We start from the raw sequence: 26,132 nt of genomic DNA, 5'->3' as shown, positions 1-26,132 counted from the left end.
CGCTTGTGCGCACATGCGCACCCTCCCCCGTTCCCGCCTGGTCCGATCGCGATGAGTCTGTTCCGCCGCTGGAAATCCGACGCCGACAAGGCGAAGCCGGCGAAGGACGAACGTTCGTCGCTGAGCGCCGCCGCCGAAGCCATCGAGGCGGCGCGCCGGATGGGCGACGCGGCCCAGCCCGGCGCCACCGACGTGGCCGCGGCCGTCGAGGACGCGTGGAGCGCGCGCCGCGAGGTCCATGACGCCGCGCCTGCGCCGGCGCCCGCCGATGTCGCCGCGTGGAGCGCCGATGCGGACCCCGAAGCGGCCCCCGAAGCGCCGGCGCCGACCATATCCGACGCCATTTCGCCGGCAACGGCGGCTCCGCTGCAGGTCGAGGTTGCTTCGCCCGCGCCCGCGACCGTCGCCGTTGCGCCGCCGGCGCCCATCCCCGCCGCCCCGGCGTCCGCGCCCCCTCCGGCCGCCGTCCTTGCCGATGCACCGACGCCGCACGCCACCCAGGAAAAGCCCGCCGCCGCCCCCGGCAAGCCGGGCTGGCGCGAGCGCCTCATGGGCAGCGGCATCGCCCGCGGCCTCGGCGGCCTGTTCTCGCGCAATCCGCGCCTGGACGACGACCTGCTCGACGAGATCGAGACCGCACTGATCACCGCCGACGTCGGCGTCGCCGCCACCACCGGCCTGGTCGAGTCGCTGCGCAAGCGCATGAAGGCGCGCGAGTTCGCCGACGCCAACGCGCTGCGCAGCGCGCTGCGGCTGGAGCTGATCCGCATGCTCGAGCCGGTGGCGAAGCCGCTGGCCATCGACCCGGCCGCGAAGCCCTTTGTCATCCTCACCGTGGGCGTCAACGGCGTCGGCAAGACCACCACCATCGGCAAGCTGGCCAGGCGCTTCAAGGACGAGGGCCGCGGCCTGATGCTGGCCGCCGGCGACACCTTCCGCGCCGCCGCCGTCGCGCAGCTTCAGGCCTGGGGCCAGCGCAACGGCGTGGCCGTGGTCGCCCAGGGCCAGGACGCCGATCCCGCCTCGGTCGCCTTCGACGCGCTGCAGGCCGCGAAGGCCCGCGGCACCGACGTGCTGATCGCCGACACCGCCGGCCGCCTGCACACCCAGCAGGGCCTGATGGCCGAGCTGTCGAAGATCAAGCGCGTGCTCGGCAAGCTCGATCCCGCCGCGCCGCACGAGGTGCTGCTGGTGATCGACGGCACCACCGGCCAGAACGCGCTCAGCCAGTTGCGCCACTTCCACCAGGCCGCCGGCGTGACCGGGCTGGTGGTGACCAAGCTCGACGGCACCGCCAAGGGCGGCGTGGTGTTCGCGCTGGCGCGGGAGTTCGGCATCCCGATCCGTTTCGCCGGCATCGGCGAGCGCCCCGAGGACCTGCGCGTGTTCGACGCCGAGGCGTTCGTCGACGCCCTGCTGCCGGAGGCGCTGGGGGCGTGAGGCTGCGCCGCGGGCTTGCGCTCGCCGCCGGCATCGCCGTGGTCGTGCTGCTGCTGGTCGCGCTGGCCGCGGCGATCCTCATGCAGCCGCGGCAGCTCGCGCGCATCGCGCTGGGCAGCGTCGGCGACGCGCTCGGGCTGGACATCGACTTCGAAGGCGAGGCGCGCTATCGCCTGCGCGGCTCCCCGCTGCTCGAGGTACGCGACGTCGTGGTACGTGCGCCGGGTGCGGGCGCGCCGCTGCTGCGCGCGGAGCGGCTGCTGGTGTCGCTGCCGTGGTCGACCCTGCGCGAGCGCGCGGCACCGCTGGTGCTGGAGCGCATCGAACTCGACGCACCGGTGCTGGACCTGGCGCTGCTGCAGGCCTGGCTCGCCGGCCGGCCGCCGGGCGCAGGCCGGCTGCCGACGCTGTCCGACGGCATCGGCGTCCGCGACGGACGGCTGCTGGGCGAAGGCTGGGCGCTGCACGGGCTCGACCTCGACCTGCCCTCGCTCGGCGAAGGCCGGCCGGTGGCCGCGCACGCGCGCGGCGTGCTCGAGCTGGCCGCCCCGACCCGCGTCCACTTCGACCTCCATCTCGCGGCCACGCGGCCCGCCGACGGCGCGGGCGCCAGCGCGCGCGGCCGCGTGCGCATCGAGGGCGCGGACTGGCAGCTACCCGCCACCGTCGCCGCCTCGGGGCCGCTGCGCTTCGGCGGCGGCATCCTGCGCGTCGCGCCGCTGCGCTTTGGCATGTCCGCCGAGTACCGCGGCGAAGGCGAACCGCTGCGCTTCGCGCTCGGCACGCACGGCCCGCTGCGCCTGCGCGACGGCACCTGGACGCTGGCGCCGGCGGCGGTCGCGCTGCGCGTCGAGGGCATCGTGCCGCGGCTGGACTTGAACGGACGCGGGGCCTTCGGACACGCCCTGCTGCTGGAATTCACCGGCCGCATGCCGGACTGGCCCGAAGCATGGCCGGCGCTTCCGGCGCCGCTGGACGCATCGCCCGCGCCGATCGCCGTCGCGCTGGCCTATGCCGGCGCGCGCGACCTGTCCGGCCCCGTCGGCCTGCATCTGCGGCGCGATGGCGCCCAGGCCCGCGCCGGCGTCCGCATTCCGGAGCTGCTGGGCTGGATGGACGCCGCCGCCACCGGCACGCCGCTGCCGCCGCTCGCCGGGCGCGCCAGCGCCCCGCGCATCGAGATCGCGGGGGCGGTGCTGGAAGGCGTGGAGATCGGGATCGAGCCGGGTGACGCGCCGTGAGCCCGCGGACATCGCGCCAGGCACACGTCGAAGCTGCAGCCCCTGCCACGCCTACAACCCCTGCCACGCCCGCGGCCGACGCGTTCGCCGCCCCGCTGCTGGCGTGGTTCGACGTGCACGGGCGCCACGACCTGCCCTGGCAGCACCCGCGCACGCCGTATCGCGTCTGGCTGTCGGAAATCATGCTGCAGCAGACGCAGGTGCGCGTGGCCATCCCCTATTTCGAGCGCTTCGTGGCCGCATTGCCGACGGTCGCCGCGCTCGCCGCCGCGCCGCTCGACGACGTGCTCGGGCTGTGGTCCGGCCTGGGCTACTACGCCCGCGCGCGCAACCTGCACGCCGCCGCGCGCACCTGCGCCGAGGCGCATGGCGGCGAACTGCCGCGCGACTTCGACGCCCTCGTCGCGCTGCCGGGCATCGGCCGCAGCACGGCCGGCGCGATCCTGGCCCAGGCCTGGGGCGACCGGTTCGCGATCCTCGACGGCAACGTCAAGCGCGTCCTCGCGCGCTACCACGGCATCGACGGCTGGCCGGGCCAGCCCGCGGTGGAAAAGCGCCTGTGGGGCTTCGCGCAGGCGCACCTGCCACGCGCGCGCCTGGCCGACTACACCCAGGCGCAGATGGACCTCGGCGCCACGCTCTGCACCCGGCATGCGCCTGCCTGCACCGCCTGCCCGCTGCGGCCCGGCTGCGTGGCGTACGCGCAGGGGCGCACCGGGGAACTGCCGACGCCGAAGCCCGGGAAGGCGCTGCCCACCCGCGAGGCGACGCTGCTCCTGCTGCGCGACGCCGAAGGCCGCGTGCTGCTGCAGCGGCGCCCGCCGGCCGGGGTCTGGGCACAGCTGTGGTCGCTGCCCGAGGCCGACGGCGAGGCCGCCGCGCGCGCATGGTTCGGCGACCACATCGACGGCGACTACGCGCACGGCGAAGCGCTCGACAGCATCGCCCACGTCTTCAGCCACTACCGCTTCAACATGCACCCGCGGCGCTGGCGCGCGGTCGCCACCGCGGCCGCGGTGCGGGACAATGACGACCTGCGCTGGGTGCCGCGCGACGCGCTCGCCGGCCTCGGCATCCCGGCGCCCGTCCGCACGCTGGTCGAGGCGCAATTCGAACAGGACCAGGAGAAACAGCCGTGAGCCGCACCGTCCACTGCGAATACGAGAAGCGCGAAGCCGAAGGCCTCGACTTCGTGCCCTGGCCGGGCGCGCTCGGCGAGCGCGTCTTCGCCAGCATCGGCAAGCCGGCCTGGGGCGCGTGGCTGGCGCACCAGACCATGCTGATCAACGAGAACCGCCTGTCGCCGATGGACCCGGAGCACCGCGCCTTCCTGGAGCGCGAGATGGAGAAGTTCCTGTTCCAGGGCGGCGCCGAGAAGCCTGCCGGCTACGTGCCCGAAGACGCGTCCTGAGCCTCTTCCCGCGCCGCCTTCTCGGCCTCGCGGATGCGGGTGACGTCGAGCGGCCGGATCTCGCGGATGCGGCACGGCAACCGCATCGAGCCGGGGCTGTCCACCAGCACCTTGTCGAAGCCCGCGTACACCCGGCTGCCCTGGCTGGTGAGGCCGATCATCGGCGTGAATTCGATGTCCGGGCAGACGCCGCTGAACGACAGCAGCCAGGCCTCCTTCGGCCTCGTCCAGACCGCGATGTGCTCGTCGTCGAGCGGCGTCCAGCCGCTGATCCGCCCGAGATAGCTGAAGCTGGACACGGGCTCGCCGGCGGCCGCGCGGTAGGTCGCCAGCTTTTCAGCCTCGGTCATGCCGGTGGTGGCGCAGCCCTGCAGCGCCATCAGTGCGATGGCCGCAAGCGCAGCCGTGGGCGTGCCTTTCATGATGCCTCTCCCGCCGCGGCGCGGCGCTGGAACCGGCTTTCGATCATCGCGCACTCGCGGCCCCGCTGCGCACGGGCAGCGCCCGGCGTTCAGCCACGATAAGAAACAGAAAAGCCCGCATATCTGCGGGCCCTTCGCTGCCAAGTGGTGGCCGGGGAGGGAATCGAACCCCCGACACGGGGATTTTCAATCCCCTGCTCTACCAACTGAGCTACCCGGCCACTGGCGAGCCCGGAATGATACGGGAGCAGCCCTCGCCGAGGCAAGCATCCGGACGGACGCACTTCACCGTCGCCCAGCCTTCGCTACCCTGTCGCGATGCCGACGATCACCGATCCCCGCGAAGCCGCGCTGCGCCGCCGCAAGGCCATCGCGCTCGGGCTGCTCGGCATCGCCGGCACGGGGCTTGCGGTCGTCTCCGTGCTCGAGCGCACGCACCCGCACTGGGCCTTCGGCTTCCTGGCCGCGGTGTTCGAGGCGGCGCTGGTCGGCGGGCTGGCGGACTGGTTCGCGGTGGTCGCGCTGTTCCGGCATCCGCTGGGCATGCGCTGGATCCCGCACACCGCGATCATCCCGTCGAAGAAGGACGCGCTCGGCGCCAGCCTTGCCGACTTCATCTGCGACCACTTCCTCGGCACCCGGCAGGTGGCGGAGAAGCTGCAGTCGGTCGACATCGCCGGCTCGATCGCCGCCAAGCTCGCCGACTCGGGCTTCGCCGGCAGCATGGGCCGCGCCCTGGCCAATGCCCTGCCCCGCATCCTGGACGCGCTCGACAGCGAGGAACTGCACGGCTTCCTGCACCGCATCGCCGAGGCACGCCTGCGCCAGGTCGACCTGTCGGGCGTGGTCGCGGTGGTGCTGCGCCAGCTCACCGCGGACGGCCGCCACCAGGCGCTGGTGGACGCCGGGCTGTCCTACGCCGGCGAGGTGCTGGCCGCGCCCGGTACGCACGAGCGCATCTCCGGCGTGGCGGGCCGCGAACTGTGGAAGGTGCTGCGCTACCTGAAGCTCGACGGCGTGGTGGCCGACAAGGTCGCCGACAAGCTGGTCGCGGGCATGACCGGCATGGTCGGCGACATGGCCCGCGACCGCGACCACGAGATGCGCCAGCGCATCGGCGCCGAGTTCGAACGCCTGATCCTTCGCCTCGAGGACGACCCCGCGCTGCGCGAGCGCGTCAACGCCTTCCGCGACCAGCTGATCGAGGATTCCGACCTGTCGCGCTACCTGCGCAGCCTGTGGCACGACCTTGCGGCCTGGATCCGCGAGGACGTGGGCCGCGACGACTCGGCCATCGCCACTCGGATCTCGTCGGTGGGCGCCGAGATCGGCGCGCGGCTGGCCGCCGACGACGACATGCGCGCGTGGATCAACGACGGCATCGTCGGCCTGGTGCTGCCCGAGATCGAACGCTACCGCGAAGGCATCCGCGGCTTCATCGTCGAACGCGTGCACCAGTGGAGCGCGGTGGAGCTGACCCGCGAACTCGAGCTTGCGGTGGGCTCGGACCTGCAGTTCATCCGCTACAACGGCACCGCCGTCGGCGCGCTGATCGGCGGCGTGCTGTACGCGCTGGTGCACGTGATCCAAAGCCTGGCCTGAGCCGCCGCCCCGCCCTGTAGGAGCAGCTATAGCTGCGACCCGCCCCCCGACGCATTTGCACACCTCGGTCGCAGCTATAGCTGCTCCCACAGATAGCTGCTCCCACAGAGGCAGCGCGGGCGCCCAGGCGCGGGCCGGGTCAGGACGACTTGCGGCCCGAGCCTGACTTCTTGCCGCCGCCGTCCTGCTTGTTCACCGTCGCCCAGGCGACGCGTTCCGCGTCCTCCTTCGAGCGGCCTTTTTCGCGCTCGCTGTCCTCGATGTGCTCCGCCTTGCGCTTCTGCTTGTCGGTATAGGCCGACTTGTCGCCCCTGGTCATCACGCACCTCCTGACTGCAGCATGGTCCCGATCATCCGCGCGGCCCGCCCATCACGGGCAGGATCGCGCCGTTCACGTACGACGACATCACCGGCGACGCCAGGAACACATAGGCCGGCGACAGCTCTTCCGGCTGCGCGGGACGCCCCATGTCGCTGTCCTTGCCGAACTTCGCCACGTCGGCGGCCGGCTTGTCGGCCGGATTGAGCGGCGTCCACACCGGCCCCGGCGCCACGCAGTTCACGCGGATGCCGCGGCCGAGCAGGTTGCTCGCCAGCGCCTTGGTGAAAGCATGGATCGCGCCCTTGGTCGCCGAGTAGTCGAGCAGCTTCGGGCTGCCGAAGATCCCGGTCTCGGACCCGGTGTTGATGATGCTGGCGCCCTCCTCCATGTGCGGCAGCGCGGCGCGCGCCATGTGGAAGTAGCCGGCGATGTTGGTCTGCAGGGTCTCCTGCAGATGCTCGTCGGTGAGGTCCTCCAGGCGCTCCACGTGCTGCTGGAAGGCGGCGTTGTTGACCAGCACGTCGAGCCGTCCGAAGGCGTCGACCACCTGCCCCACCGCGTCCTCGCAGAACGCCGGGTCGCGCACGTCGCCGGCGATGACCAGGCAACGCGCGCCTTCGGCCTCGACATGCCGGCGGGTCTCCTCGGCGTCACCGCCCTCCGCGAGGTGCAGCACGGCGACGTCGGCGCCTTCGCGCGCGAACAGCACCGCCACCGCGCGGCCGATGCCCGAATCGCCGCCGGTAACGATCGCCGCCATGCCGTCGAGCTTGCCGCTGCCCGCGTAGTCCGGCGCGCTGAAGCGCGGCTGCAGGTCGAGATCGCCTTCCATGCCCGGCTTGGGAAGATGCTGGGCCGGCAGGGTGGTCGGCTGCCGGCGCGCGCCGGCCTGCGCGGGCGACTTCTTCGCGGGCGCCTTCTTCTTCGCCTGCTTCGCGGAGCGCAGCGCCTGCTCCTGGATGTCGCGCTGCCGCGCCGCTGTCTTCCTGCCGCCGCCTGCGGGACCGGCCCCGGCCGCCTTGGCCGCCTTACCCGTCTTCTTCGTCGCCATCGACCACCTCCCGGAGATTGCCGTCGGCGGTCGACGTTACGCCGGGGGCCGTTGGCGCCCCGTCATCGCGATGTGCATGCAGCGTGCGAGGCTCAGCCGGCCTTGCGCGCAGCGCCGCCGGCCCCCTTGCGCGGCGCCTTCGCGGACTTCTTCGCCACCTTCGCCGACTTCTTCGCGGCTTTCTTCGCTGTTTTCTTCGCGGTCTTCGCCGCTGCCTTCTTCGCAGGCTTCGAGGGCGACGCGTCCCCGGCCGCGCCCCTCGCGCCGCGCTTCTTCGCGGGCGTGCGCCTGTTGGCGCCGATGCTCTTCTGCAACAGGGCCATGAAGTCCACGACATTGGTGGTGGCGTCCTCGGGCACGTCGCGCTCGTCGTCGTCGTCACGCGACACCACGCCCTGCGACTTCATCCGGTCGCGGATCACCTTCTCGAGGCGCTCGCGGAACTCGTTGCGGTATTGCGACGGGTCCCAGTCGCCGCTCATCGCCTCGATGAGCTGCCCGGCCATTTCCCGCTCCTTCGCATTGATCCGGTAGTCGCCGGCTCCGCCCTCGGGCAGCCGGTACTCCGACGCATCGACGACCTCCTGCGGGTAGCGCAGCAGCATCAGCACCAGCGCGTCGCCCTGCGGCAGCACCGCCGCCAGGTATTCACGCGTCCGGATCACCACGCGCGCGATGCCGGCCTTGCCGGTGTCGCGCAGGGTCTCGCGCAGCAGCACGTAGCCCTTCTCGGCCTTCTTCGCGGGCACCAGGATGTAGGGCTTCTCGTAATAGGTCGGCGGGATGTCGGCGGCGTCGACGAAGGTCTCGACCTCCACCGTCTCGTGGCTTTCCGGCGCGGCGGACCTGATGTCGTCCTGCTCCAGGACCACGTAGCTGCCCTTGTCGTACTCGAAGGCCTTGACCACGTCCTTCCACGGCACTTCCTCCCCGGTCTCGGCGTTGACGCGCTCGTAGCGCACGGGGTTGTTGTCGCGGGAATCCAGCATGCGGAAGCTGATGTCGACCCGGCGCTCGCCCGACATCAGCGACACCGGCACGTTCAACAATCCGAAGCTCAGGGTCCCGGTCCAGATGGGGCGCGCCATGGCGGCCTCGCGTGCAGATGGGCGGACTCCGGACGCTAGGCGCGGCGCGGTGAGACGCGGGTGAAGCGGCCCGGGCCGGGCGATGGAAAGCGCCCCGGGGGCTTGCGGGACCCGGGTCCCGCTGCTGTATACTGCGCGGCCACCTCGGGCGGTTAGCTCAGCGGTAGAGCATTGCCTTCACACGGCAAGGGTCGCAGGTTCGATCCCTGCACCGCCCACCAGATCCAGACAGAAACCCCTGGTTTTCCAAGGGTTTTTTGTTGCGCCCCCTCCGGGGTGTCAGGCGGCCAGCAGTCCGTCGCGCCTGGCGGGCCAGTCCGTGGTCCAGCGCATGATCTCGGCGGCCGGCATGGGCTCCGCGAACAGCACGCCCTGGCCCATCCGGCAGCCCAGGTCGCGCAGGCAGGCGAAGTCCTCGACCGACTCCAGCCCCACCGCGACCGCCTGCACGTCGAGTTCGCGCGCCAGCGCCAGCGCGGCCTGCACGATCGCGCGGCGCGACGCGTCCCGGGCCACGCCGCGGACGAAGCCGCGGTCGATCTTGAGCTCGGAGAACGGGATGTCGCGCAGCTGCGACAGGTTGGAAAAGCCGGTGCCGAACTCGTCGATCGACAGGCGGATGCCCTTGAGCCTCAGCCTGGTCATGATGTCGAGCCGCGCCTGCGGCTGCGCCTGCGTCGGCAGATGGGCCTCGGACAGCTCGAGCACCAGGCGCTCCAGCGGGAAGTCCGCCGCGGTGGCCAGGCGCGCGACGCGCTCGGGCATGTCGAGCGTGGCGAGGTTGGCCATGGTCAGGTTCACCGCAACGTCCAGCTCCCGGCCCGCCGCGCTCCAGTGGCGCGCATCGTGCAGCGCGTTCGACAGGACCACCCTCGCCAGCGGCCGGATCAGCCCCGCCCACTCCGCCAGCGGCACGAACTCGGCGGGCATCACGATGCCGCGGCCGCGCTGCTGCCAGCGGGCCAGCGCTTCCACCCCGACCACCTCGCCGCTGACCAGGTCCACCTTCGGCTGGTAGAAGTTGAACAGCTCGCCCGAGGTGATCGCAGCCTCGAGCGCGGACGCGTCCCGGGCGGAGAACCGCGGCGCGGCCGCATCGGCGTCCCCGGCCGGTCCGGCCGGCGCATCGGCGTGCCGGAGGATGTCCTGCAGCGCCTGCGGCTGCACCGGTTTGGAGAGCGTGCCCAGGACATTCAGCCGCTGCGCGCGCGCCACCTGCTCGGCGGCCTGCAGCACCCGCGGTTCGGCACCGCTCATGAGCACCAGGGCACCGGTGAAGCCGCCTTCGGCGAGGTGGCGGACGAACTCCACGCCGTCCATTCCAGGCATCCGCAGATCGCAGAACACCAGCCCGAAGCCGGCCGGGTCGGCAAGGACGCGCGCCAGCCCGTCCTCCCCGCGCGAGCACAGCTCGATCCCGGAATAGCCGCTCTTCTTCAGCCCCATGGCCCGCAGCTGGATGTGCAGCAGGCGGGTGGTGAAATCATCGTCGTCGACAACCAGGATCTTCAAAGCGCATACCTCGTCATGTCCGGCGCCGGCGCGACGGCCGCGGCCCGCCAGCGGCGCATCGCCGCCAGGGCCGCATCCAGTGCGTCCACCACCTGTTGCACCAGCGGGCCGACGCCGTCGCGCCGCCGAGCATCCACGTGTTCCTCGAGCCTTGCGCACAGCAGCGCCAGCGGCACGGCGCCCACCGAGCGCGCGGACGCCTTCAGCCGGTGCGCGAGCATGCCGGCCTCGCCGGCGTCGCCCGTGCGTGCCGCGCGCAGCAACTCGTCGCGCATGCCGGTCGCGACGTCGTCGAAATAGTCGAGGATCTCCAGCATCAGTCCCCGCTCGTCGCCGACCAGCTCGCGCAGCGCACTGGCCTCGAACACCGGCATCGGCCCCGACGCGGCGCAGGGCCCGTCGACCGGCACCGCCAAGGCGGGAACGCCGTGGCCGGCCGCAGCCACCGGCGCGGTGGCCAGCCAGCGGCCAAGCACCGCACGCAGCCCGTCGAGCTGTATCGGCTTGCTCAGGAAGTCGTCGAAGCCCGCCTCACGGGCCTTCTCCGCCTGCCCGATGCGGACGTCCGCGCTGAAGGCCAGGACCGGCGTCCTGATCCCGGGGGCCTCCCGGCTGCGGATCGCACGGACCAGGCCGAAGCCGTCCATCACCGGCATGTGCAGGTCGCTCAGGACCAGCGCAAAGCCGCCCTCCAGCCAGCGCGACAGGCCTTCCTGGCCGTTGCCCGCCATCTCCGCGTCGACCCCGACCATGGCCAGCTGTCGCGCCAGCACGCTCCGGTTCGTCGCATCGTCCTCGACCACCAGGATGCGGCGCCCTTGGGCTCGAAACTCCGTCATGCTCCCTCTCCCTGGAGCAGCGGTAACGGGGGATGCTGCTACGCAACATGGTATCCGCGCGCGCGCCGGCGCTCCCGTGCGCACCGTCACAGAGCCGCAACATGACCCGCCCGGGCCTCAGGGGCAGTCGCCGATCCGCCGGAACGCGAGATCCTCGTAGTCGTAGCTGAAGTCGGCCTCGGGGTCGACCTTGGCCATGGCCAGGGTGACCGGCCCGCCGTCGGTCCCGGCGGCGAAGTCGAGCCAGGCGTCAGCGTCCGCGCCGAGGGTGTCGAAGTCCACCAGCAGGCGGTCACCCGCGCGCAGCACCGGGCCGGCCAGCCGCGGCGACTTCAGCGATTCGAAGCGCACGCCGCCATCGGCCTGGCACACGGTGGCCTCGCCGAACCAGAGATCGCGGTAGCGACCGAGCCGGCCGGAGAGCGCGTCGGCAGCCACGGCCTCGCGCGGGTGTACGCCCGCAGCGTCGGCCTCAGGCGAGTCCGGCGCAGCGGTGGATGCCGCGCGCTCCGCGGCCAGCAGCGATGCGTAGTGCGCGACCAGCCCGTCCTCCCGGGGACAGGCCGATGTCCCGGGACATCCGGTGAAGATCTTCGACAGCGACTGTTCAAGCACCGTCCGCGCATCGCCCGCATCCGCGTTGAGCAGGATGACGAAGCCGGCGTCCAGCTCCGGCAGCAGCGTCACCGCGGAATACATGCCCGACAGCGTGCCGGTGTGGGCGACCTTCGCCGTGCCGTCGACGTCGCTGAGGCGCCAGCCATGGCCGTAGGCGTAGTAGTGGCTGCGGTTCCAGTCGCGCATGCGCCGGCTGAGCGGCATCGGCATGTGCGGGGTCCACGCGGCCGCGCGCTGCCCGGCCGACAGCCAGGGCCGCCCCGCGGCGTCACGCGCGTCCGGATCGAGCCAGGCACGCACCCAGCGCAGCATGTCGTCCAGCCCGCAGCGCACGCCGCCGGCCGCCGCCATCGGCATGTCGGCCACGACCTCGCCATCGGGACGCCCCACCCACGCGCCATCGCGTCGACCGTGCGGTGCGGCCACCGGGCCGGCGCCGTCGATGCGCCACTCCCCGACCCTGCAGCCGTCCATGCCCAGCGGCTCGAACACCTCGCGCCGCAGCAGCACGTCGTAGGGCGCGCCGCCGGCCGCGGCCGCCACTTCGCCGGCGACGATGTAGAGCGTGTTGTCGTACGCGTAGCGCGAACGGAAGCTCCAGCGCGGCTTCAGGTGCGCCAGCCCGGCGATCACCTCGCCGCGCGTGAACGCGTTCGGCTCCGGCCACAGCATCAGGTCGCCAGCACCCGGGCCCAGGCCACTGTTGTGGATCAGCAGGTCGCGCACCTGCATCTCGCGCGTCACCCAGTCCTCGTGCATGCGGAAGCCCGGCAGGTGCTTCACCACCGGATCGTCCCAGGCCAACAGGCCGGCATCGACCTGCCGCGCGAGCAGTGCGGCGGTCATGGCCTTGGTGTTGGAGGCGACCTTGAACAGCGTATCGGCGGTGATCGCCTCGCCGCTGCCGGCGACGGTCTCGCCGCGCAGTTCGACCTGCCGCACCTCGCCATCGCCAACCACGCCGACGGCGATGCCCGGAAGCGCATAGCGCGCGACCGTCTCGTCCACCGCCGCGGCCACGGCCTGCCGCGGCCAGTCGCCATCCGCAGCATCCGCACGCGCCGCCGGCGCAAAAAAAATCGCGGCCGTGGCTGCGGCCGCGAAGAGGACTCCCACTGTAGCCACCTTGCCTCCTTCCCGTACCGGAGAGCGACGATCCGCCGCCCTCCGGTACGTCATGCTCAGAAGTTCCAGGTCACGACCAGCTGCGCGTAGCGCGGGGCCTGCCAGACCGTTCCTTCGCCGAAGTACGGCAGCTTCGTCCCGGGCGTGCTTTCGTAACGCGAATGCACGTTGACCTTGGTCTGGCTGTTGAGCAGGTTGTAGACCGAGAAGCGCGCCTTCAGGTCGATGCCTTCCACCGGCAGCGTCCAGGTCACGTTCACGCCGAGATCCTTCACCCAGGGCATCCGGCCGAAGGCACCGCGCTCGGAGTAGACGAGCTGGCGGGTGGCCGGGTCGGCGCAGTTGGCCACGCACAGCCAGCCAGTGCCGCCGCCGCTGAACTCGCCCGGGCCACCGCCCGGACGGCGGTCGTCGGGCCACACCACGCCGAACGCGGTGATCGGGCCGCCGGAGCGGGCCGTTGCGGTCGCGCCGAAGCTCCACATCTCGTTGAGCTTGTAGCTGCCGCGCAGCTTGAACTGGTGTCGGAAGTCGTTGAACAGGACGCCGAAACGCTCGTTGTTGGCCGGATGGTCGTAATGCTGCACCAGGTTGGTGTCGGCATAACCGGTATCCGAGTTGACCGGACCCTCCATGTTGCCTTCGCTCTTGGACCAGAGGTAGCTGAAGTTCATCGCCCACTTGTCGTCCCAGGCGCGGTCAAGCTGGAACTCGACGGCCTTGTAGGTGCGCTTGGGACGCTTGTAGCCCATGACCGCGCCGTCGCCGTAGGACGCCACGTAGCCGTCCTGCGAGGAGTCGAACTCCACCCAGTCCTCCGTATCCGGGCACCACAGGGTCACCTTCTCGCCCGGGTTGATGATCGGCCAGTCGCCGGAGTACCAGCCGCAGCCTTCGACATGGTTGATGCGCGCGTCTTCCACGGCGCGGGTCACTTCGCGATAGGTCGCGTTGACGCCGTACGACCAGGCCTGGTTGATGGCCTGCTGGAAGCCCAGGATGAACTCGTCCTGGTACACCTGCTTCAGGTCGCGCGCCACGGCGGTGCGCACATCGTCCGGCGGCGGCGCGTTCATGTCGGTGTTGACCGGGCCGATCTGCGCGCCGAGGTTGGGCGAGAGGTAGGGCTTGCCGGTGATCGGATCGTTGAGCTCGGTCCAGCCGTTGAACACGTAGTAGGAATGTTCGTCGGTGGTGCCGCCGCCGAAGTAGTCGGTCAGTTTGTTGGTCAGCGGCAGGTAGTAGCGGCCGGCATTGGCGAACAGCTTGGTGGTGCCGTCACCCCTCATGTCCCAGCTGAAGCCCAGGCGCGGCGAGACCATGTCCTCGAAGTCCGCGCGGGCGAAGGTCGCGCCCGAGGCCAGCTTGTTGTGGAACTTGTCGAAGCGCACGCCCAGGTTCAGCAGGACGTTGGGCGTGACGCTCCAGTTGTCCTCGATGTAGAACGCCTGCATCTCGGTGCTCACCGGCGCGCCGGTGATGTAGCGGCGCGCATCGACGATCTGGGTCACGCCATCCGGCACGACGGTACCGTTGAGCGGTGCACCCGGGGTCACGGTCTGCACCTGGTAGCTGCGGCCGTCGCCGGGATAGCGCACGAAGCTGGTGGAATCCAGCACCTCGTGGTCGACGCCGAAGCGCAGCAGGTGGTCGCCCAGGGTCCACTCGAAGTCCAGTCGCGCGGCCTCGCGCTCGTCGACGCGGCCGTTGTAGCTCGAGTTGGTCGGATGGCAGCCCCAGTTCACCCGCGCCTGGTTGGCCACGGTCACGATGCTGCAATCAGCGTCCCACGGGCTGCTGGTGTTGGTGCTGCGCTCGTTGACGCCGTACATGGCCTTGGCCATGAAGTTGTCGCCGAAATGGCCGGTATAGGTCACCGACCAGTTCTCGCCGCCGCTGCCCGACACCGAGCCGCCATTGAGCTCGCCGCTCTCGCCCGAGTCCCAATCGTAGTCGTAGATGCTGGTCTCGCTGTCGGCCTTGTCGGAGAACGCCAGCAGCTCAAGCAGGTGGTTGTCGTTGATCTGCCAGTCGAGCTTCGCGCCCCAGAAGTCGTTGTCGCTCTTGGTCAGGTAGACCTCGTTTTCGTCGACGTCCTTCGGGCTGCTGTCTCGCACCTCGTACATCGCGAAGAAGAACAGCCTGTCCTTCACGATCGGGCCGGACGCCCAGACGTTGGCCTTGTAGAACGAGTTCGAGTCACGGCTGGTGCGGTCGCGCTCGTCGAGCGTGCCGTCCGAATGGAAATGGTCGTCCTTGGACGAGCGCCAGGCCGAGGGCTCCATGGTCAGCTCGACGCCTGACTGGAACTCGTTGCCGCCCGAGCGCGTCACGGCGTTGATGACGCCACCGGTGCTGCGGCCGAACTCCGCCGAATAGCCACCGGTCTTGACCTGGAACTCGTCATAGAAGCCGAACGGCACCGAGGAGAAGCCCTGGCGGCGATACGGGTCGGTGACGTTGAGGCCGTTGATGTAGACCGCGTTCTCGGCCACCGAAGCGCCGCCGAAGGTCAGGCCGCCGAAGGTGGCGCCCGACGACACCACGCCGGGTGCGAGCAGAGCCACCGATGACAGGCTCTGGTCCACCGGGAGCTGCGCGATCTGCTCGCGCGTCACGTTGGTGGCGGATTCGGTCGAGCGCACGTCGACGCGGTTCACCACGCGCGCGCCGACCACCTGCACCGTGGCCATGTTGGCGATGCCGCCCTCGCTGCCGAGGTTGACGGTGGTGGTGCCGCCCAGCGCGACGCTGACCGCCACCGGCTCGCCGACCGGCGCGCCGTCCCGCACCACCTGCACGTTGTAGTCGCCCACCTGCAGCTGGCCGAGGCGGTAGCTGCCGTCGGCGCCGACCGTCACCGTGCGCGTGGCGCCGGTGGTGGCATTCACCAGTTGCACCTGGTCACCCGCGTTCGCGCGGCCGGCCACCGCGCCGGTGGCGCTCTGCGCCAGCGCAACCGGCGCCATTGCGGACAGGCAGGTGCCCAGGGCGATGCAGAGCGCGGCTCTGCGGAATCGGGTGTGGCTGGCCTTCATTGCGGTTCTCCCCGGAACAGGTGTGCGTTGTTGGGTGGCTTGGCTCAGGTGCCGTCGTCCATGACCGGTGGCAGCAGCTGCCACTCGAAGTCGTAGGTCCACTGGTCGAAGTACAGGTTGCCGCCGTCCCACTCGGCTTCGCCACGCTGCAGGTCGACGGTTTCGGAACGCGGGTGGTGCTTGGCCGGCACGAACTCGCGCGACCAGTCGTCGTTGAATGCGATGCGCCAGGCGTCGAGTCCGCCCAGGTAGAAGTCCTGCAGCTCGGGCGCGGCGCCGGGCAGGCGGCCGAAGGTCACGTCCATCGGCACCCAGCCGTAGGGGGCCAGGTACATCCAGCCCCAGTCGTGCATGTCGTTGTATTCGCCGTCGGAGAAGATCCAGCCCGACTGCCAGCGCGCGGGGATGCCGTTCATGCGCAGCAGGGTGATCAGCAACAGGGTCTGCTGGCCGCAGTCCGCGTGGCCCTGCTCCAGTGCGTGCTGGCCGATGTTGGTGATGGTGGAATACTCGCGGGCGCCGGCCCAGGGGATCCGGTCGACGGCGGCGAAGAGCTTCTGCGCGATGCGGTAGGGGTTGGTCTCGTCGCCGACGATGCGCGCGGACTCCAGGCGCATGGCGTCGTTGAACACCACGTGTGGCGCGCGCTCGGCAACAAAGGGCGCGAGCTCGGGCGTGATCTCTGCCGGTACCACGCGCTCGGGATCGATCCGGTTGTACTGCGCGCTGACGGTCAGCTCGTAGGTCACCGAGAACGCGGTCGGCTCGCCGGCAACCGCCGGCGCCTCCATGTACACGGTGCGCTGCAGCGCGGACTCGGGCGCGAGCTGGTGATCGGCCGGCACCGTCGACTGCAGCGCGATGTGCTCCTGCTGCCCGGCGATGGCGCGCGGGAACGGCAGCCAGGCGCGCACGGTCTCGCCGGGGGGCACCGCGTCGGGCTTGACCGTCAGCGACTGTGTCACGCGCACGCGCTGCGGCGCGACCGCGCGCTCGCCGCTGGCCAGGGCGGCCTCGCGCACGCGGGCGTGCTGCGGATGCGGCGCTTTTAGCGGGCTGTCGTAGACCACCAGCGGCGTCGCGCGGCGCTTGCGCGCCTCCTCGCTCAGGCGGAACAGATTGGAGGGGCCGCGGCTGAACCAGCGGCGCTGGCCGTCGATCACCCGCGCCTCGATCAGGCCCGCGGCGTCCCAGCGCGCGAACTCGGCGTCGGTGAGGTCGGGGATGTCGCGACGCAGGCGCGCCTTCGCGCCGGCTTCGTCCAGGCGGAAGTCCATCAGGATGCGGCGCATGCGCTCGCGCTGGAACTCGAGCGCGGTGCGCTGGTCTACGCCGAGCGACGCGTCTTCGAGCGCGCGGGCGATGGCCGCTTCGGCGCCCTTGAAGTCGCCGGCGTCGACGAGGTCGATGATGGCGGGCGGAGCGGCGAGACGTGCGCCGATGTCATCGCTGCTGGCGGGTGTTGTCGCTGCTGTTGCAGGAGCGGCTATCGCTGCGACCGCCGCTCCGTCGGTGGACATGACAGCGTTTGCGGCCATAGCCGCTCCCACAGGAAGGGTTGCGGCGAGCGCGAAGGCATGGGCACGCCATCGGCGCGGGGCGGGGCCCGCGCTGGCAAGCATGTGTGCTGGATCGATTGCAGGCATCGCTGAAAGCCCCTCTCCTGGCCCCCGGAACTGCGTCGGGGCTGTGTAACATGGGCTTCATGGGGCGTCAATAATTTATTCTTTTTGGTTGCTTTGTCCGAATCATGTATTCCATGATGCCTTCCGGCTCCGATATCGCCGGAAGGGGACGATCCATGCGATCCACTGCGCTGCTCCTCAGCGTCCTGCTCGCGCTGCCCGCCTCGCTGGCCGCGCGCGAGCCCGCCCAGGCGTCGCCGCCGCTGGCGGTCCCTGGGCTGGCCGATGCCCATCTTTCGCCCGGATTCTGGATCGACGCGCTCGCCGACGCCGACCGCGTGGTGCTGACGCCGGCGCAGATCGCCGCGCAGAACGCGCGCATGCAGGCCGAAGACCCGTCGATCCATGACCTCGAGGCCCTGCCCGCGCGCATCGACGGCGCGCAGGTGCGCGGCTGGATCGAGGCGCTTTCGAAGCTTCCCGAGCGCGAACTCTTCGCCGACACCGGCCGCCCGGTGCCCAGCGACGCGCTCCGCGACATCCAGGCCAATGCCGCGCTCGATGCCGTACCCGCCAGCCAGGCCACCCGCCACGGCATGGTCGTGGCCCGCGCCGACCTGCGCGCCTTCCCGACCCGCCTGCGCGTCTTCCACTCCGCCGGCGACCGCGACATCGACCGCTTCCAGGAAAGCGCGCTGTTTCCGGGCGATCCGGTCGTCGTCCTGCACGAGAGCCGCGACGGCGAGTGGTACTTCGTGCTCAGCCAGCGCTATGCCGCCTGGATCGAGAAGCAGTACGTGGCCGAGGGCGATCGCGAGGCGATCCACGCCTGGGGCCGCCGCGCGCCCTTCCTGGTGGTGACCGGCGCCACCGCGCGCACCGCCTACACCCCGGAGAACCCACGCGTTTCCGACGTGCAGCTGGAAATGGGCGTGCGCGTGCCGGTGCTGGCCGAGTGGCCGGCGATGGAGGCCGTCAACGGCCAGCTTCCGTCGGCCCACCACGTGGTCGAACTCCCGGTGCGCGGCGTCAACGGCAGCCTCTCCTTCGAGCCCGCCCTGCTGCCGCGCTCCGCCGACGTCGCCAGCGACTACCTGCCGCTGACCGAAGCCAACCTGATCCGCCAGTCCTTCAAGTTCCTGGGCGAGCGCTACGGCTGGGGGCATTCGTACAACACCCGCGACTGCAGCGGCTTCGCCTCCGAGATCTACCGCAGCTTCGGCGTGCTGCTACCGCGCAACACCAGCGCGCAGGCCGTGAGCCCGGCGCTCAACCGCCTGCCCTTCGACGCCGGCGACAGCCACGCCGAGCGCGTCCAGGCGCTGCGCGAGGCGCGTCCGGGCGACCTGGTCTACATCCCCGGCCACGTGATGATGGTGATCGGCCACGTCGACGGCGAACCCGTCGCCATCCACGACACCAGCGGCATGGCCTGGAAGCCCGAGGGCGCCGACGACCTGGTCCGCCTGCACCTCAACGGCGTCGTGGTCACCCCGATCCTGCCGATGATGTCGAACGCGACCACGCCGACCGTCGACCGCATCACCAGCATCCAGCGCATCCGGCCCTGATCCGGACACGCCCAGACAATGACCCGCCGCACATGAAGATCACCGACATCCGGCTCGCGATGCTGCGGGTCCCGCTGAAGACCCCGTTCAAGACCGCGCTGCGCACCGTCGACACGGTGGAAGACATCGTGGTCATGATCCACACCGACGATGGCCGCATCGGCTACGGCGAGGCCGCGCCGACCGCGGTCATCACCGGCGACACCCACGGCTCGATGGTCGAGGCCATCGGCAAGGTCATCGGCCCGCGCCTGGTCGGCCGCGACGTCGCCGACCTCAACCGCAATGTGCAGCTGGTGCAGACCGCCATGGAGCGCAACACCAGCGCCAAGGCCGCGGTCGAGATCGCGCTGTACGACCTGTGGGCGCAGCTGTACGGCGCCCCGCTCTACCGCATGCTCGGCGGCGGCGGCGACCCTGTGGTCACCACCGACCTGACGATCAGCGTCGACTACATCGACAAGATGGTGGCCGACTCGCTGGCCGCGGTGGACCGCGGCTTCGAGTCGCTGAAGATCAAGGTCGGCAAGGACATCGGCCTCGACATCGAGCGCGTCAAGGCCATCCACGCCGCGGTCGACGGCCGCGCGCTGCTGCGCCTGGACGCCAACCAGGGCTGGACCGCCAAGCAGGCGGTGTTCGCGATCCATGCGCTCGAAGACGCCGGCGTGCACCTGGAGCTGCTGGAACAGCCGGTGCCGGCAAGCGACATCGAAGGGCTCAAGTACGTCACCGAGCGCGTGCACACGCCGGTGATGGCCGACGAGAGCGTGTTCGGCCCGTCCCAGGTCATCGACCTGATCCAGCGCCGCGCCGCCGACATCATCAACATCAAGCTGATGAAGACCGGCGGCATCTCCAATGCCATCCGCATCGCCGACATCGCCGCGGTGCACGGCGTGGACTGCATGATCGGCTGCATGATCGAGTCGGCCATCAGCGTGGCGGCCGCGGTGCACCTGGCGGTGGCCAAGGCCGGCGCCATCACCAAGATCGACCTCGACGGGCCCTCGCTGTGCACCTTCGACCCGGTCGAGGGCGGCGTCGAGTTCAACGAGGCCGAGATCGCCATCAGCGACGCGCCGGGCCTGGGCATCCGCGCAGTGCGCGGGCTCGAGCCGATCACCACCGGCTGAGGCGCCGATGCCCCCGCTCGCGAGGATCCGCGGCGAACGCGACCGGATGTCGGCGATCGAGCGCCGCATTGCCGATTTCATGCTCGACAACGCCCACCTGCTGCGCGACTACTCCTCGCAGCAGCTGGCCAACGCGCTCGGCATCAGCCAGTCGAGCGTGGTGAAGTTCAGCCAGAAACTCGGCTTCAAGGGCTACCCGGACCTCAAGTTCTCCATCGGCGAATCGCTGGCACGGCTCGACTCCGACGGCGGCGACGCCGGCACGGCGCTGGCCGCGCACGACGACGACCCGGGGGCGCGGCTTGCCGAATCGCTGTGGCGCGCCAAGGCCGAGGCCGTGACCGTCACCCGCGCGCTCAACGCGCACACCGAGGTCGCCCGGGTGGCCGAAGCCATCCGTACGGCCGGCAAGGTCTACGCCATCGGCGTCGGCAATGACGGCCTGCACGCGCGCGCGCTCTCGATCAAGCTGGCGATGATCGGCCGCACCGCCATCCACCTGTTCGACCCGGCGCTGATGGCGGTGGGCACCTCTTCGGCGGCCAGCGGCGACGTGCTGCTGGTGCTGTGCGAACACGGCCAGGAAGCGGCGCTGTGCCATACCGCGCGCCTGTTCCGCCAGCGCGGCGGCAAGGTGGTCACGATCACCCGGCATACCGCGAACGCGCTGCGGGCGCATGCCGACATCGCGCTGCTGGTGAGCGCGCACGACCCGCGTCCGCAGGTGGAGGTGCTGCTGTACCACGCGGCGCTGCAGCACCTGCTGGACCTGGTGTTCCTGCTGCTGTGCGAAGACGAAGTCCACCTGCGTATGCTGGTCGAGAATGCCGCACCCATCGAATGAGGTCCCCATGGCAGCACGTCGCAACGCCTTTGCAGGAGCGGCCATAGCCGCGACAACCGCCGGTCGAAGCCGCAATCAGTCCCGCGGACCCGGTCGCGGCTATAGCCGCTCCTACAGCCTGGTTGGCGGCGACGGCCCCGCATCGGGGAGGCGTTGAGGATGCCGCGGCTTTCGAACGCAGCACGCGTGCTGCTGGCGCTGGCGCTGGGCGCCATCGCCGGCCTGCTGCTGGCCTGGAGCGACCCGGCGCTGGGCGCGCGCGCCGCCGATCTGGTCCAGCCCATCGGCCGGCTCTGGCTCAACGCCCTGCAGATGACCGTGGTGCCGCTGGTGGCGGCGCTGGTGGTGCTGGGCGTGAATTCCGCCACCGATGCCGCGGCGTCGGGCCGAACCGCGCGGCGCGCGATGGCCGTGTTCGCGGTGCTGCTGATCGCCTCGGGCAGCTTCACCGCCTTCATGGCCCCGAGCCTGCTGTCGCTGGTGCCGCGCGACCAGGCGCTGGTCGACGCGTTCCGCCTGGCCATCGGCGCCGACGACACCGTGATCGGCCGCGCGCCCGCCTTCGGCGAGTGGATCACCACCGTCATCCCCAGCAACGCGCTCGCGGCGGCCGCGGCCAACGCCATGCTGCCGCTGGTGGTGTTCTCGCTGTTCTTCGGCTTTGCCGCCACCCGCATCGACCCCGAGCGCCGCGCGCGCCTGCTCGAGCTGGTGCAGGCCATCGCCGACACCATGATCCAGGTCGTGCGCTGGGTGCTGCTGGCGGCACCGCTGGGCGTGTTCGCGCTGGTGCTCGCGGTGTGTGCGCGCGTGGGCCTGGCGGTGCTGGGCGCGCTGGGCTGGTACGTGCTGCTGCTGTGCACGCTGTACATCATGGTCACGGTGCTGCTGTACGGCGTCGCGCGCCTGGTGGCGAAGGAGCCGGTGCGCCGCTTCATGGTCGGCATCTTCCCCGCCCAGGTGATCGCGGCCAGCACGCAGTCCTCGCTGGCGTCGCTGCCGGCGATGATCGACTGCGCGCGCAACCGCCTCGGCTACCCGCTGCACGTCACCGCGCTGGTGCTGCCGATGGCGGTGTCGCTGTTCCGCATCACCAGCCCGATCCAGTACATCGGCGTGGTGAGCTTCATCGCCTGGATGTACGGCCTCGACCTCAGCGGGCTGCAGGTCGGCACCGCCATCGTGCTGTCGGCGCTGATCAGCATGGGCTCGGTCGGCCTGCCCGGCCAGGTCAGCTTCATGACCAACAACCTGCCGGTGACCCAGGCGATGGGCCTGCCGGTGGAGCCGCTGGGGCTGCTGCTGGCGGTCGACAACATCCCCGACGTGTTCTCGACCACCGGCAACGTCAGCGGCGACCTGACTGCGACGGCCATCGTGAACCGCCTGGAGGGCGCGTAGGCGCGTACGCCGGTCCACGCACGCCTGCACCGGCACCGATACGGATGCCGACGCAGCAGCGGCGCGGTCAGTGGCTTTTGGAGGCGCGCATCTCGAGCACGCGCGGTGGCGGGGCGAAGGTGTCGGCGCGGGCGTCGGCCCAGAAGGCGCGGAACACGGCGTGGCGTTCGGGCACGTCGCCCAGCAGCTCGCCCGGCTGCAGGAAGTGGTAGATGTTGGCCAGCGAACTCACGTGGTTGCCGGACACCCGGCGCACGATGTGCTCCGGCCCCAGCTCCGCCGGCGACGACAGCCCCGCCGCACATAGCAGGTCGCGGAAGCCCAGCATGGTGTTGCGGTGGTAGTGCGCCACGCGCTCGGCCTTGCCCTCGACGTCGAGGTGGGTCCAGCGCCGCGGGTCCTGGGTCGCGATGCCCGTCGGACAGCGGTCGTTGTGGCAGCTGCGCGCCTGGATGCAGCCCAGCGAGAACATGAAGGCGCGCCCCGCGTTGCAGAAGTCCGCGCCCATCGCCAGCGTGCGCGCGATGTCGAAGCCCGAGGTGATCCTGCCCGCCGCGCCCACCCGGATCCGGTCGCGCAGGTCCACGCCCACCAGGGTGTTGTGCACCAGCATCAGCGCTTCCTGCAGCGGCACGCCGATGTGGTTGACGAACTCCACCGGCGCCGCGCCGGTGCCGCCCTCGGCACCGTCGACCACGATGAAGTCGGGCAGGATCCCGGTCTCGCGCATGGCCTTGGCCACGCCGAACCACTCCCAGGGGTGCCCGATCGCCAGCTTGAAGCCCACCGGCTTCCCGCCCGCCAGCTCGCGCAGCGCGGCCACGAACTCCAGCAGGCCGACCGGTGACCCGAAGGCCGAATGCTGCGCCGGCGAGATGCAGTCCACGCCCACCGGCACACCGCGCGCCAGCGCGATCTCCGGCGTCACCTTCGCCGCCGGCAGCATGCCGCCGTGCCCGGGCTTGGCGCCCTGCGACAGCTTGATCTCGACCATCTTCACCTGCGGATCGGCGGCGTTGTCGGCAAAGCGCGCGGGGTCGAAGCGCCCCTCGGCGTCGCGGCAGCCGAAGTAGCCCGAGCCGATCTCCCACACCAGGTCGCCGCCGTGCTCGCGGTGGTAGCTCGAGATCGAGCCCTCGCCGGTGTCGTGATAGAACCCGCCGTGCTTCGCGCCCAGGTTCAGCGCACGGATCGCGTTCGCCGACAGCGAACCGAAGCTCATCGCCGAGATGTTGAACAGACTGGCCTCGTAGGGCGCGGCACCACCCTCGCCCACCGTGACCCGGAAGTCGTGGTCGGCCAGGTGCGTGGGCACCAGCGAATGGTTGATCCACTCGTAATCGTTGCCGTACACATCGTGGATGGTCCCGAACGGCACCGTGTCCTGCACGCGCTTCGCACGCTGGTAGACCAGCGCGCGCTGCTCGCGCGAGAACGGCACCTCCTCGGCATCGCGCTCGATGAAGTACTGCCGGATCTCCGGCCCGACCGACTCCAGCCCGTAGCGGAAATGGATCAGCACCGGATACAGCTGCCGCAGCGTGCTGGTGCGCTGGCTCACGTCGGCCAGGCCCAGCAGCGACAGCGCGCCCGCCACCCCCGCCAGCCACCACCACCCCGGCGACCAGGCCAGCGCCAGCACGACGGCGAGCAGGCAGATGGCGATGCAGGCGAACCAGGCGGTGTAGCGGTAGGTCATCGGAAATATCCGAAGCGCGCCCGGACGGCGCCCCCGGATGATCCCACAGGGACACGGCGGCGCTACACTCGATCCACGGGCGGCAAGGACGCGGGCCCGGTTGATGCATCACACAAGGAAGATCCGATGACGCACGAACGACTCCAGGCCGCGCTACTGATCGCGGTCACGACATTGATGCCGGGCCCCGCAGTTGCTTCGGACCTCTTTCCCGGCTTCGCGGCGCCCGCTGCAGCGATGGATCCGGGGGACTGCCAGGACGCTGCCGATCTCGACGCGAAGGAGGCGTGTTATGCCCGGCTTCCCGCTGCGATGATCGAGGAGTGCGAGTCCCTGCGCCTGTTCGCATGCGCTCCGTACCGGAACATGCACATCGCCCGACAGGCCCATGAAGCGGCGATCGAGGCGCTCGCGCACGCCTCACGCAGGACCAGGGCGACCGGCTCGGATCCCAGCTACGCGGACACACTCGTGGACCGGCTGCGCGATGCGGAACGCGCATGGGAAGCGTGGCGTGATGCCGAATGTGCGCTCGAACCGCTGCTGGACGGGATGTCACGGAACGAAGCCGTCGACCTGGCCGAGGCCTGCAGAGCGGAAAAGACTCGCGCCAGGGCCGCTCTGGTGCGGGCACGTGCCACCGGTATGGAAGACGCCGAACGATGAAACCAGAGGACAAGGATGTCCACGATCCGCTCTCGCGCCAAGCCTTCGAATCCATCGTCTACAACGCCGTCGGACGAGGCAGCGAGGTCAATACATTCCCGGCGTTCGCCCTCGCCCACAGCACCGGCAATTCGGGCTGGTCGACCGGGATCGTGCAGTGGGACTTCGGGCAGCCCGGACGTGGCCACAAGGTCGCTGACCTCCTGGTCGGTTACCAGGCGTGGGCGATGCCGGAGGCACGCTTTACCGAAGAGGAGATGGCGTCGCTTTCAGCGCGCCTGCAACGGCGGGGGCAGGTCGGCAACGCCCTCGGCGCCGACGAGCGGGATCGGCTTGACGCTTACCTGCGCTCCGGGGTCGGCCGAGAATTCGTCGAAACCCTCAACCGCGAGCAGGTCGACTACAAGTGGCGACACGTCGGCCAACCGCTGAGCGACGTGCCCTGGCTTGCGCGGCTCGGCGCGGACGATCCGGCCGAAGCGATCGAGATCGTGACGATGGCGAGCAAGCTGTTCAACCAGAACGAAGTCCGCGGGCGGCGCCTGCTCGATCACTTGCAGCACAACGAGCTGTCCGCGGACGGCACGGCGGACTGGATCGGCGGCACGGGAATCGACGGCCTCAACCCGCACGCGCGCAGGGCCATCGTGGCGGGCCGCGACCATGCGCGCGCGGGCGCCAGGCTTCTCGGCGAACTGCAGTACGGCACGTCGGCAACCAGCGACCGCTGGAGGAGCATTGTGCAGCGCGGCGACGCCAGTCTCTCGCGGGACTTTGAATTCAATCCGGACCTGCAGTTCTTCGACGCAATGTTGCGCAATCCGCGCGAGGGCCTGCGGCTCCTGCACCACATCGAGCGAGCCGGTTGTGGCAGCCCGATCCACATCCGCGGCGTAAACGCGCTGGCACGCAAGGAAATGGCCGAGATCACGGCGGTTCCGCCGGACGATCCCGTCCTCACGACCACCAGGGGAACGGAGTACGCACTCCGCGAGTCCGGCTGGTCCCTCGCCCGGCCTGCCACCGGTCGTCGGGCCGCGGACAATGTCGACTATATGGAGGGCATGCAGCTGCGACCGCCACGACCCACGACGTCCCCGGATCCACACGACGACGAAGCGCTGCGGACACGGCTGCTGGAGCTGTACGAGTCACACGGCGCCGCTCCGGCACCGCTCGAGCTGGACGTGGTCACCGGGACCCTGCTTCGCGAAGTGGAGCGATCCGGACGGGGCAGGATCACCCACCTCGCATTCGCCGAGGGCAGCCTGCCCAACAGTGGGCGCAGGCGCGTCATCGCCTGGCAGGGTGATCCGAGTGATCCCGCCACCCCATGGTCGACGCTGTCCGTGCGGGACGCCCTTGCGGCGGCTGAGGACGGATGCACGCCGCAGCATACGGATATCCATCCGCAAGGCCCGGAGCGGTGGGAGCGCTCCGGACCGGACCCGCAGCCCCGGATTCGCCCCGGGTGACTCGAC

21 protein-coding genes and 2 tRNA genes are annotated in these 26,132 nt (G+C 70.7%); 12 read left to right on the top strand and 11 right to left on the bottom strand.

Annotation, left to right across the window (positions count from 1 at the left end; all coding sequences use genetic code 11):
- Positions 1 to 51: 51 nt before the first annotated feature.
- Genes ftsY through IE168_RS03865 form a run of 4 tightly spaced genes read left to right on the top strand, consistent with a single transcriptional unit; the run spans position 52 to position 4,092 of the window.
- Positions 52 to 1,440, top strand: a complete 1,389-nt coding sequence (gene ftsY / locus IE168_RS03880; protein WP_189495436.1) for a signal recognition particle-docking protein FtsY — start codon at positions 52 to 54, stop codon at positions 1,438 to 1,440.
- Positions 1,437 to 2,681: an AsmA family protein gene (locus IE168_RS03875; RefSeq protein ID WP_189495433.1), complete on the top strand. Its 1,245-nt coding sequence runs from the start codon at positions 1,437 to 1,439 to the stop codon at positions 2,679 to 2,681. Before ftsY ends, IE168_RS03875 begins: the two co-directional genes overlap by 4 nt.
- Positions 2,678 to 3,820 carry an A/G-specific adenine glycosylase gene (mutY, locus tag IE168_RS03870; RefSeq protein WP_386660076.1) on the top strand — a complete coding sequence of 381 codons (1,143 nt, stop codon included), beginning with the start codon at positions 2,678 to 2,680 and terminating at the stop codon, positions 3,818 to 3,820. The genes IE168_RS03875 and mutY overlap by 4 nt, the downstream gene beginning before the upstream one ends.
- Complete coding sequence (locus IE168_RS03865; RefSeq protein WP_189495431.1) at positions 3,817 to 4,092, top strand: oxidative damage protection protein; 276 nt, start codon at positions 3,817 to 3,819, stop codon at positions 4,090 to 4,092. The genes mutY and IE168_RS03865 overlap by 4 nt, the downstream gene beginning before the upstream one ends.
- On the opposite strand, the gene IE168_RS03860 is transcribed toward IE168_RS03865, so the two are convergent.
- Together IE168_RS03860 and IE168_RS03855 are read right to left on the bottom strand one after the other, a co-directional pair.
- A complete protein-coding gene (locus IE168_RS03860) occupies positions 4,068 to 4,514 on the bottom strand; it encodes a DUF6491 family protein (protein WP_189495429.1) in 447 nt (148 codons plus the stop codon). The genes IE168_RS03865 and IE168_RS03860 overlap by 25 nt on opposite strands.
- A gap of 145 nt (positions 4,515 to 4,659) precedes the next feature.
- Positions 4,660 to 4,735, bottom strand: a tRNA-Phe gene (locus tag IE168_RS03855).
- Between the two features lie 97 nt (positions 4,736 to 4,832).
- Here IE168_RS03855 and IE168_RS03850 point away from each other — a divergent pair.
- Positions 4,833 to 6,116 (top strand): DUF445 domain-containing protein, encoded by a 1,284-nt coding sequence (locus tag IE168_RS03850; RefSeq protein ID WP_189495427.1) that lies wholly within the window; start codon positions 4,833 to 4,835, stop codon positions 6,114 to 6,116.
- 139 nt (positions 6,117 to 6,255) lie between these two features.
- Here IE168_RS03850 and IE168_RS03845 read toward each other — a convergent pair whose 3' ends face one another.
- From IE168_RS03845 to ku, 3 genes are all read right to left on the bottom strand, one after another.
- Entirely contained in the window at positions 6,256 to 6,435 is a 180-nt protein-coding gene (locus IE168_RS03845) for a hypothetical protein (protein ID WP_189495425.1), read from the bottom strand.
- A gap of 31 nt (positions 6,436 to 6,466) precedes the next feature.
- The gene (locus IE168_RS03840; protein ID WP_189495423.1) at positions 6,467 to 7,489 is read right to left on the bottom strand and encodes an SDR family oxidoreductase; all 1,023 of its coding nucleotides are present in this window, start codon (positions 7,487 to 7,489) and stop codon (positions 6,467 to 6,469) included.
- A gap of 92 nt (positions 7,490 to 7,581) precedes the next feature.
- Entirely contained in the window at positions 7,582 to 8,577 is a 996-nt protein-coding gene (gene ku, locus IE168_RS03835; protein WP_189495421.1) for a non-homologous end joining protein Ku, read from the bottom strand.
- A 146-nt stretch (positions 8,578 to 8,723) separates the two neighbouring features.
- On the opposite strand from ku, the gene IE168_RS03830 reads away from it, so the two are divergent.
- A tRNA-Val gene (locus IE168_RS03830) sits at positions 8,724 to 8,798 on the top strand.
- Between the two features lie 58 nt (positions 8,799 to 8,856).
- On the opposite strand, the gene IE168_RS03825 is transcribed toward IE168_RS03830, so the two are convergent.
- From IE168_RS03825 to IE168_RS03805, 5 genes are all read right to left on the bottom strand, one after another.
- A complete protein-coding gene (locus tag IE168_RS03825; RefSeq protein WP_189495419.1) occupies positions 8,857 to 10,089 on the bottom strand; it encodes an EAL domain-containing response regulator in 1,233 nt (410 codons plus the stop codon).
- Positions 10,086 to 10,928 (bottom strand): response regulator, encoded by an 843-nt coding sequence (locus IE168_RS03820; RefSeq protein WP_189495417.1) that lies wholly within the window; start codon positions 10,926 to 10,928, stop codon positions 10,086 to 10,088. The genes IE168_RS03825 and IE168_RS03820 overlap by 4 nt, the downstream gene beginning before the upstream one ends.
- 117 nt (positions 10,929 to 11,045) lie before the next feature.
- The gene (locus tag IE168_RS03815) at positions 11,046 to 12,662 is read right to left on the bottom strand and encodes a serine hydrolase (RefSeq protein WP_229823085.1); all 1,617 of its coding nucleotides are present in this window, start codon (positions 12,660 to 12,662) and stop codon (positions 11,046 to 11,048) included.
- A 65-nt stretch (positions 12,663 to 12,727) separates the two neighbouring features.
- The gene (locus IE168_RS03810; protein ID WP_189495415.1) at positions 12,728 to 15,709 is read right to left on the bottom strand and encodes a TonB-dependent receptor; all 2,982 of its coding nucleotides are present in this window, start codon (positions 15,707 to 15,709) and stop codon (positions 12,728 to 12,730) included.
- Positions 15,710 to 15,753: 44 nt separating this feature from the next.
- Positions 15,754 to 17,229 (bottom strand): transglutaminase-like domain-containing protein, encoded by a 1,476-nt coding sequence (locus IE168_RS03805; RefSeq protein ID WP_189495414.1) that lies wholly within the window; start codon positions 17,227 to 17,229, stop codon positions 15,754 to 15,756.
- A 281-nt stretch (positions 17,230 to 17,510) separates the two neighbouring features.
- Between IE168_RS03805 and IE168_RS03800 the strand changes: the two genes are divergently transcribed.
- The 4 genes from IE168_RS03800 (at position 17,511) to IE168_RS03785 (ending at position 22,286) form a co-directional block, all read left to right on the top strand.
- Positions 17,511 to 18,905, top strand: coding sequence for a C40 family peptidase (locus tag IE168_RS03800; RefSeq protein WP_189495413.1), 1,395 nt, complete (start codon positions 17,511 to 17,513; stop codon positions 18,903 to 18,905).
- Between the two features lie 32 nt (positions 18,906 to 18,937).
- Positions 18,938 to 20,041: a dipeptide epimerase gene (locus tag IE168_RS03795; protein ID WP_189495412.1), complete on the top strand. Its 1,104-nt coding sequence runs from the start codon at positions 18,938 to 18,940 to the stop codon at positions 20,039 to 20,041.
- 7 nt (positions 20,042 to 20,048) lie between these two features.
- Entirely contained in the window at positions 20,049 to 20,885 is an 837-nt protein-coding gene (locus IE168_RS03790; protein WP_189495411.1) for a MurR/RpiR family transcriptional regulator, read from the top strand.
- Between the two features lie 159 nt (positions 20,886 to 21,044).
- A complete protein-coding gene (locus tag IE168_RS03785; protein ID WP_189495410.1) occupies positions 21,045 to 22,286 on the top strand; it encodes a dicarboxylate/amino acid:cation symporter in 1,242 nt (413 codons plus the stop codon).
- 67 nt (positions 22,287 to 22,353) lie between these two features.
- On the opposite strand, the gene IE168_RS03780 is transcribed toward IE168_RS03785, so the two are convergent.
- Positions 22,354 to 23,985 carry an FMN-binding glutamate synthase family protein gene (locus IE168_RS03780; RefSeq protein WP_189495409.1) on the bottom strand — a complete coding sequence of 544 codons (1,632 nt, stop codon included), beginning with the start codon at positions 23,983 to 23,985 and terminating at the stop codon, positions 22,354 to 22,356.
- A 126-nt stretch (positions 23,986 to 24,111) separates the two neighbouring features.
- Here IE168_RS03780 and IE168_RS03775 point away from each other — a divergent pair, with 126 nt between their 5' ends.
- Both IE168_RS03775 and IE168_RS03770 read left to right on the top strand, forming a co-directional pair.
- A complete protein-coding gene (locus tag IE168_RS03775) occupies positions 24,112 to 24,651 on the top strand; it encodes a lysozyme inhibitor LprI family protein (RefSeq protein ID WP_189495408.1) in 540 nt (179 codons plus the stop codon).
- On the top strand, positions 24,648 to 26,126 hold the full coding sequence (locus tag IE168_RS03770) for a hypothetical protein (RefSeq protein ID WP_189495407.1): 1,479 nt from the start codon (positions 24,648 to 24,650) through the stop codon (positions 26,124 to 26,126). Before IE168_RS03775 ends, IE168_RS03770 begins: the two co-directional genes overlap by 4 nt.
- Positions 26,127 to 26,132 lie beyond the last annotated feature (6 nt).

It is taken from the genome of Luteimonas padinae (assembly GCF_014652935.1).
Lineage (GTDB): Bacteria > Pseudomonadota > Gammaproteobacteria > Xanthomonadales > Xanthomonadaceae > Luteimonas > Luteimonas padinae.
This window is presented reverse-complemented; position numbering and strand designations above follow the sequence as displayed.

What these genes read in the sequence shown, in the direction of transcription:
- ftsY (WP_189495436.1), top strand. Translation starts at nt 52, where the DNA reads ATGAGTCTGTTCCGCCGCTGGAAATCCGACGCCGACAAGGCGAAGCCG.
- IE168_RS03860 (WP_189495429.1), bottom strand. Translation starts at nt 4,514, where the DNA reads ATGAAAGGCACGCCCACGGCTGCGCTTGCGGCCATCGCACTGATGGCG.
- IE168_RS03850 (WP_189495427.1), top strand. Translation starts at nt 4,833, where the DNA reads ATGCCGACGATCACCGATCCCCGCGAAGCCGCGCTGCGCCGCCGCAAG.
- IE168_RS03845 (WP_189495425.1), bottom strand. Translation starts at nt 6,435, where the DNA reads ATGACCAGGGGCGACAAGTCGGCCTATACCGACAAGCAGAAGCGCAAG.
- IE168_RS03840 (WP_189495423.1), bottom strand. Translation starts at nt 7,489, where the DNA reads ATGGCGACGAAGAAGACGGGTAAGGCGGCCAAGGCGGCCGGGGCCGGT.
- ku (WP_189495421.1), bottom strand. Translation starts at nt 8,577, where the DNA reads ATGGCGCGCCCCATCTGGACCGGGACCCTGAGCTTCGGATTGTTGAAC.
- IE168_RS03820 (WP_189495417.1), bottom strand. Translation starts at nt 10,928, where the DNA reads ATGACGGAGTTTCGAGCCCAAGGGCGCCGCATCCTGGTGGTCGAGGAC.
- IE168_RS03810 (WP_189495415.1), bottom strand. Translation starts at nt 15,709, where the DNA reads ATGAAGGCCAGCCACACCCGATTCCGCAGAGCCGCGCTCTGCATCGCC.
- IE168_RS03805 (WP_189495414.1), bottom strand. Translation starts at nt 17,229, where the DNA reads ATGTCCACCGACGGAGCGGCGGTCGCAGCGATAGCCGCTCCTGCAACA.
- IE168_RS03800 (WP_189495413.1), top strand. Translation starts at nt 17,511, where the DNA reads ATGCGATCCACTGCGCTGCTCCTCAGCGTCCTGCTCGCGCTGCCCGCC.
- IE168_RS03795 (WP_189495412.1), top strand. Translation starts at nt 18,938, where the DNA reads ATGAAGATCACCGACATCCGGCTCGCGATGCTGCGGGTCCCGCTGAAG.
- IE168_RS03790 (WP_189495411.1), top strand. Translation starts at nt 20,049, where the DNA reads ATGCCCCCGCTCGCGAGGATCCGCGGCGAACGCGACCGGATGTCGGCG.
- IE168_RS03785 (WP_189495410.1), top strand. Translation starts at nt 21,045, where the DNA reads ATGCCGCGGCTTTCGAACGCAGCACGCGTGCTGCTGGCGCTGGCGCTG.
- IE168_RS03780 (WP_189495409.1), bottom strand. Translation starts at nt 23,985, where the DNA reads ATGACCTACCGCTACACCGCCTGGTTCGCCTGCATCGCCATCTGCCTG.
- IE168_RS03775 (WP_189495408.1), top strand. Translation starts at nt 24,112, where the DNA reads ATGACGCACGAACGACTCCAGGCCGCGCTACTGATCGCGGTCACGACA.
- IE168_RS03770 (WP_189495407.1), top strand. Translation starts at nt 24,648, where the DNA reads ATGAAACCAGAGGACAAGGATGTCCACGATCCGCTCTCGCGCCAAGCC.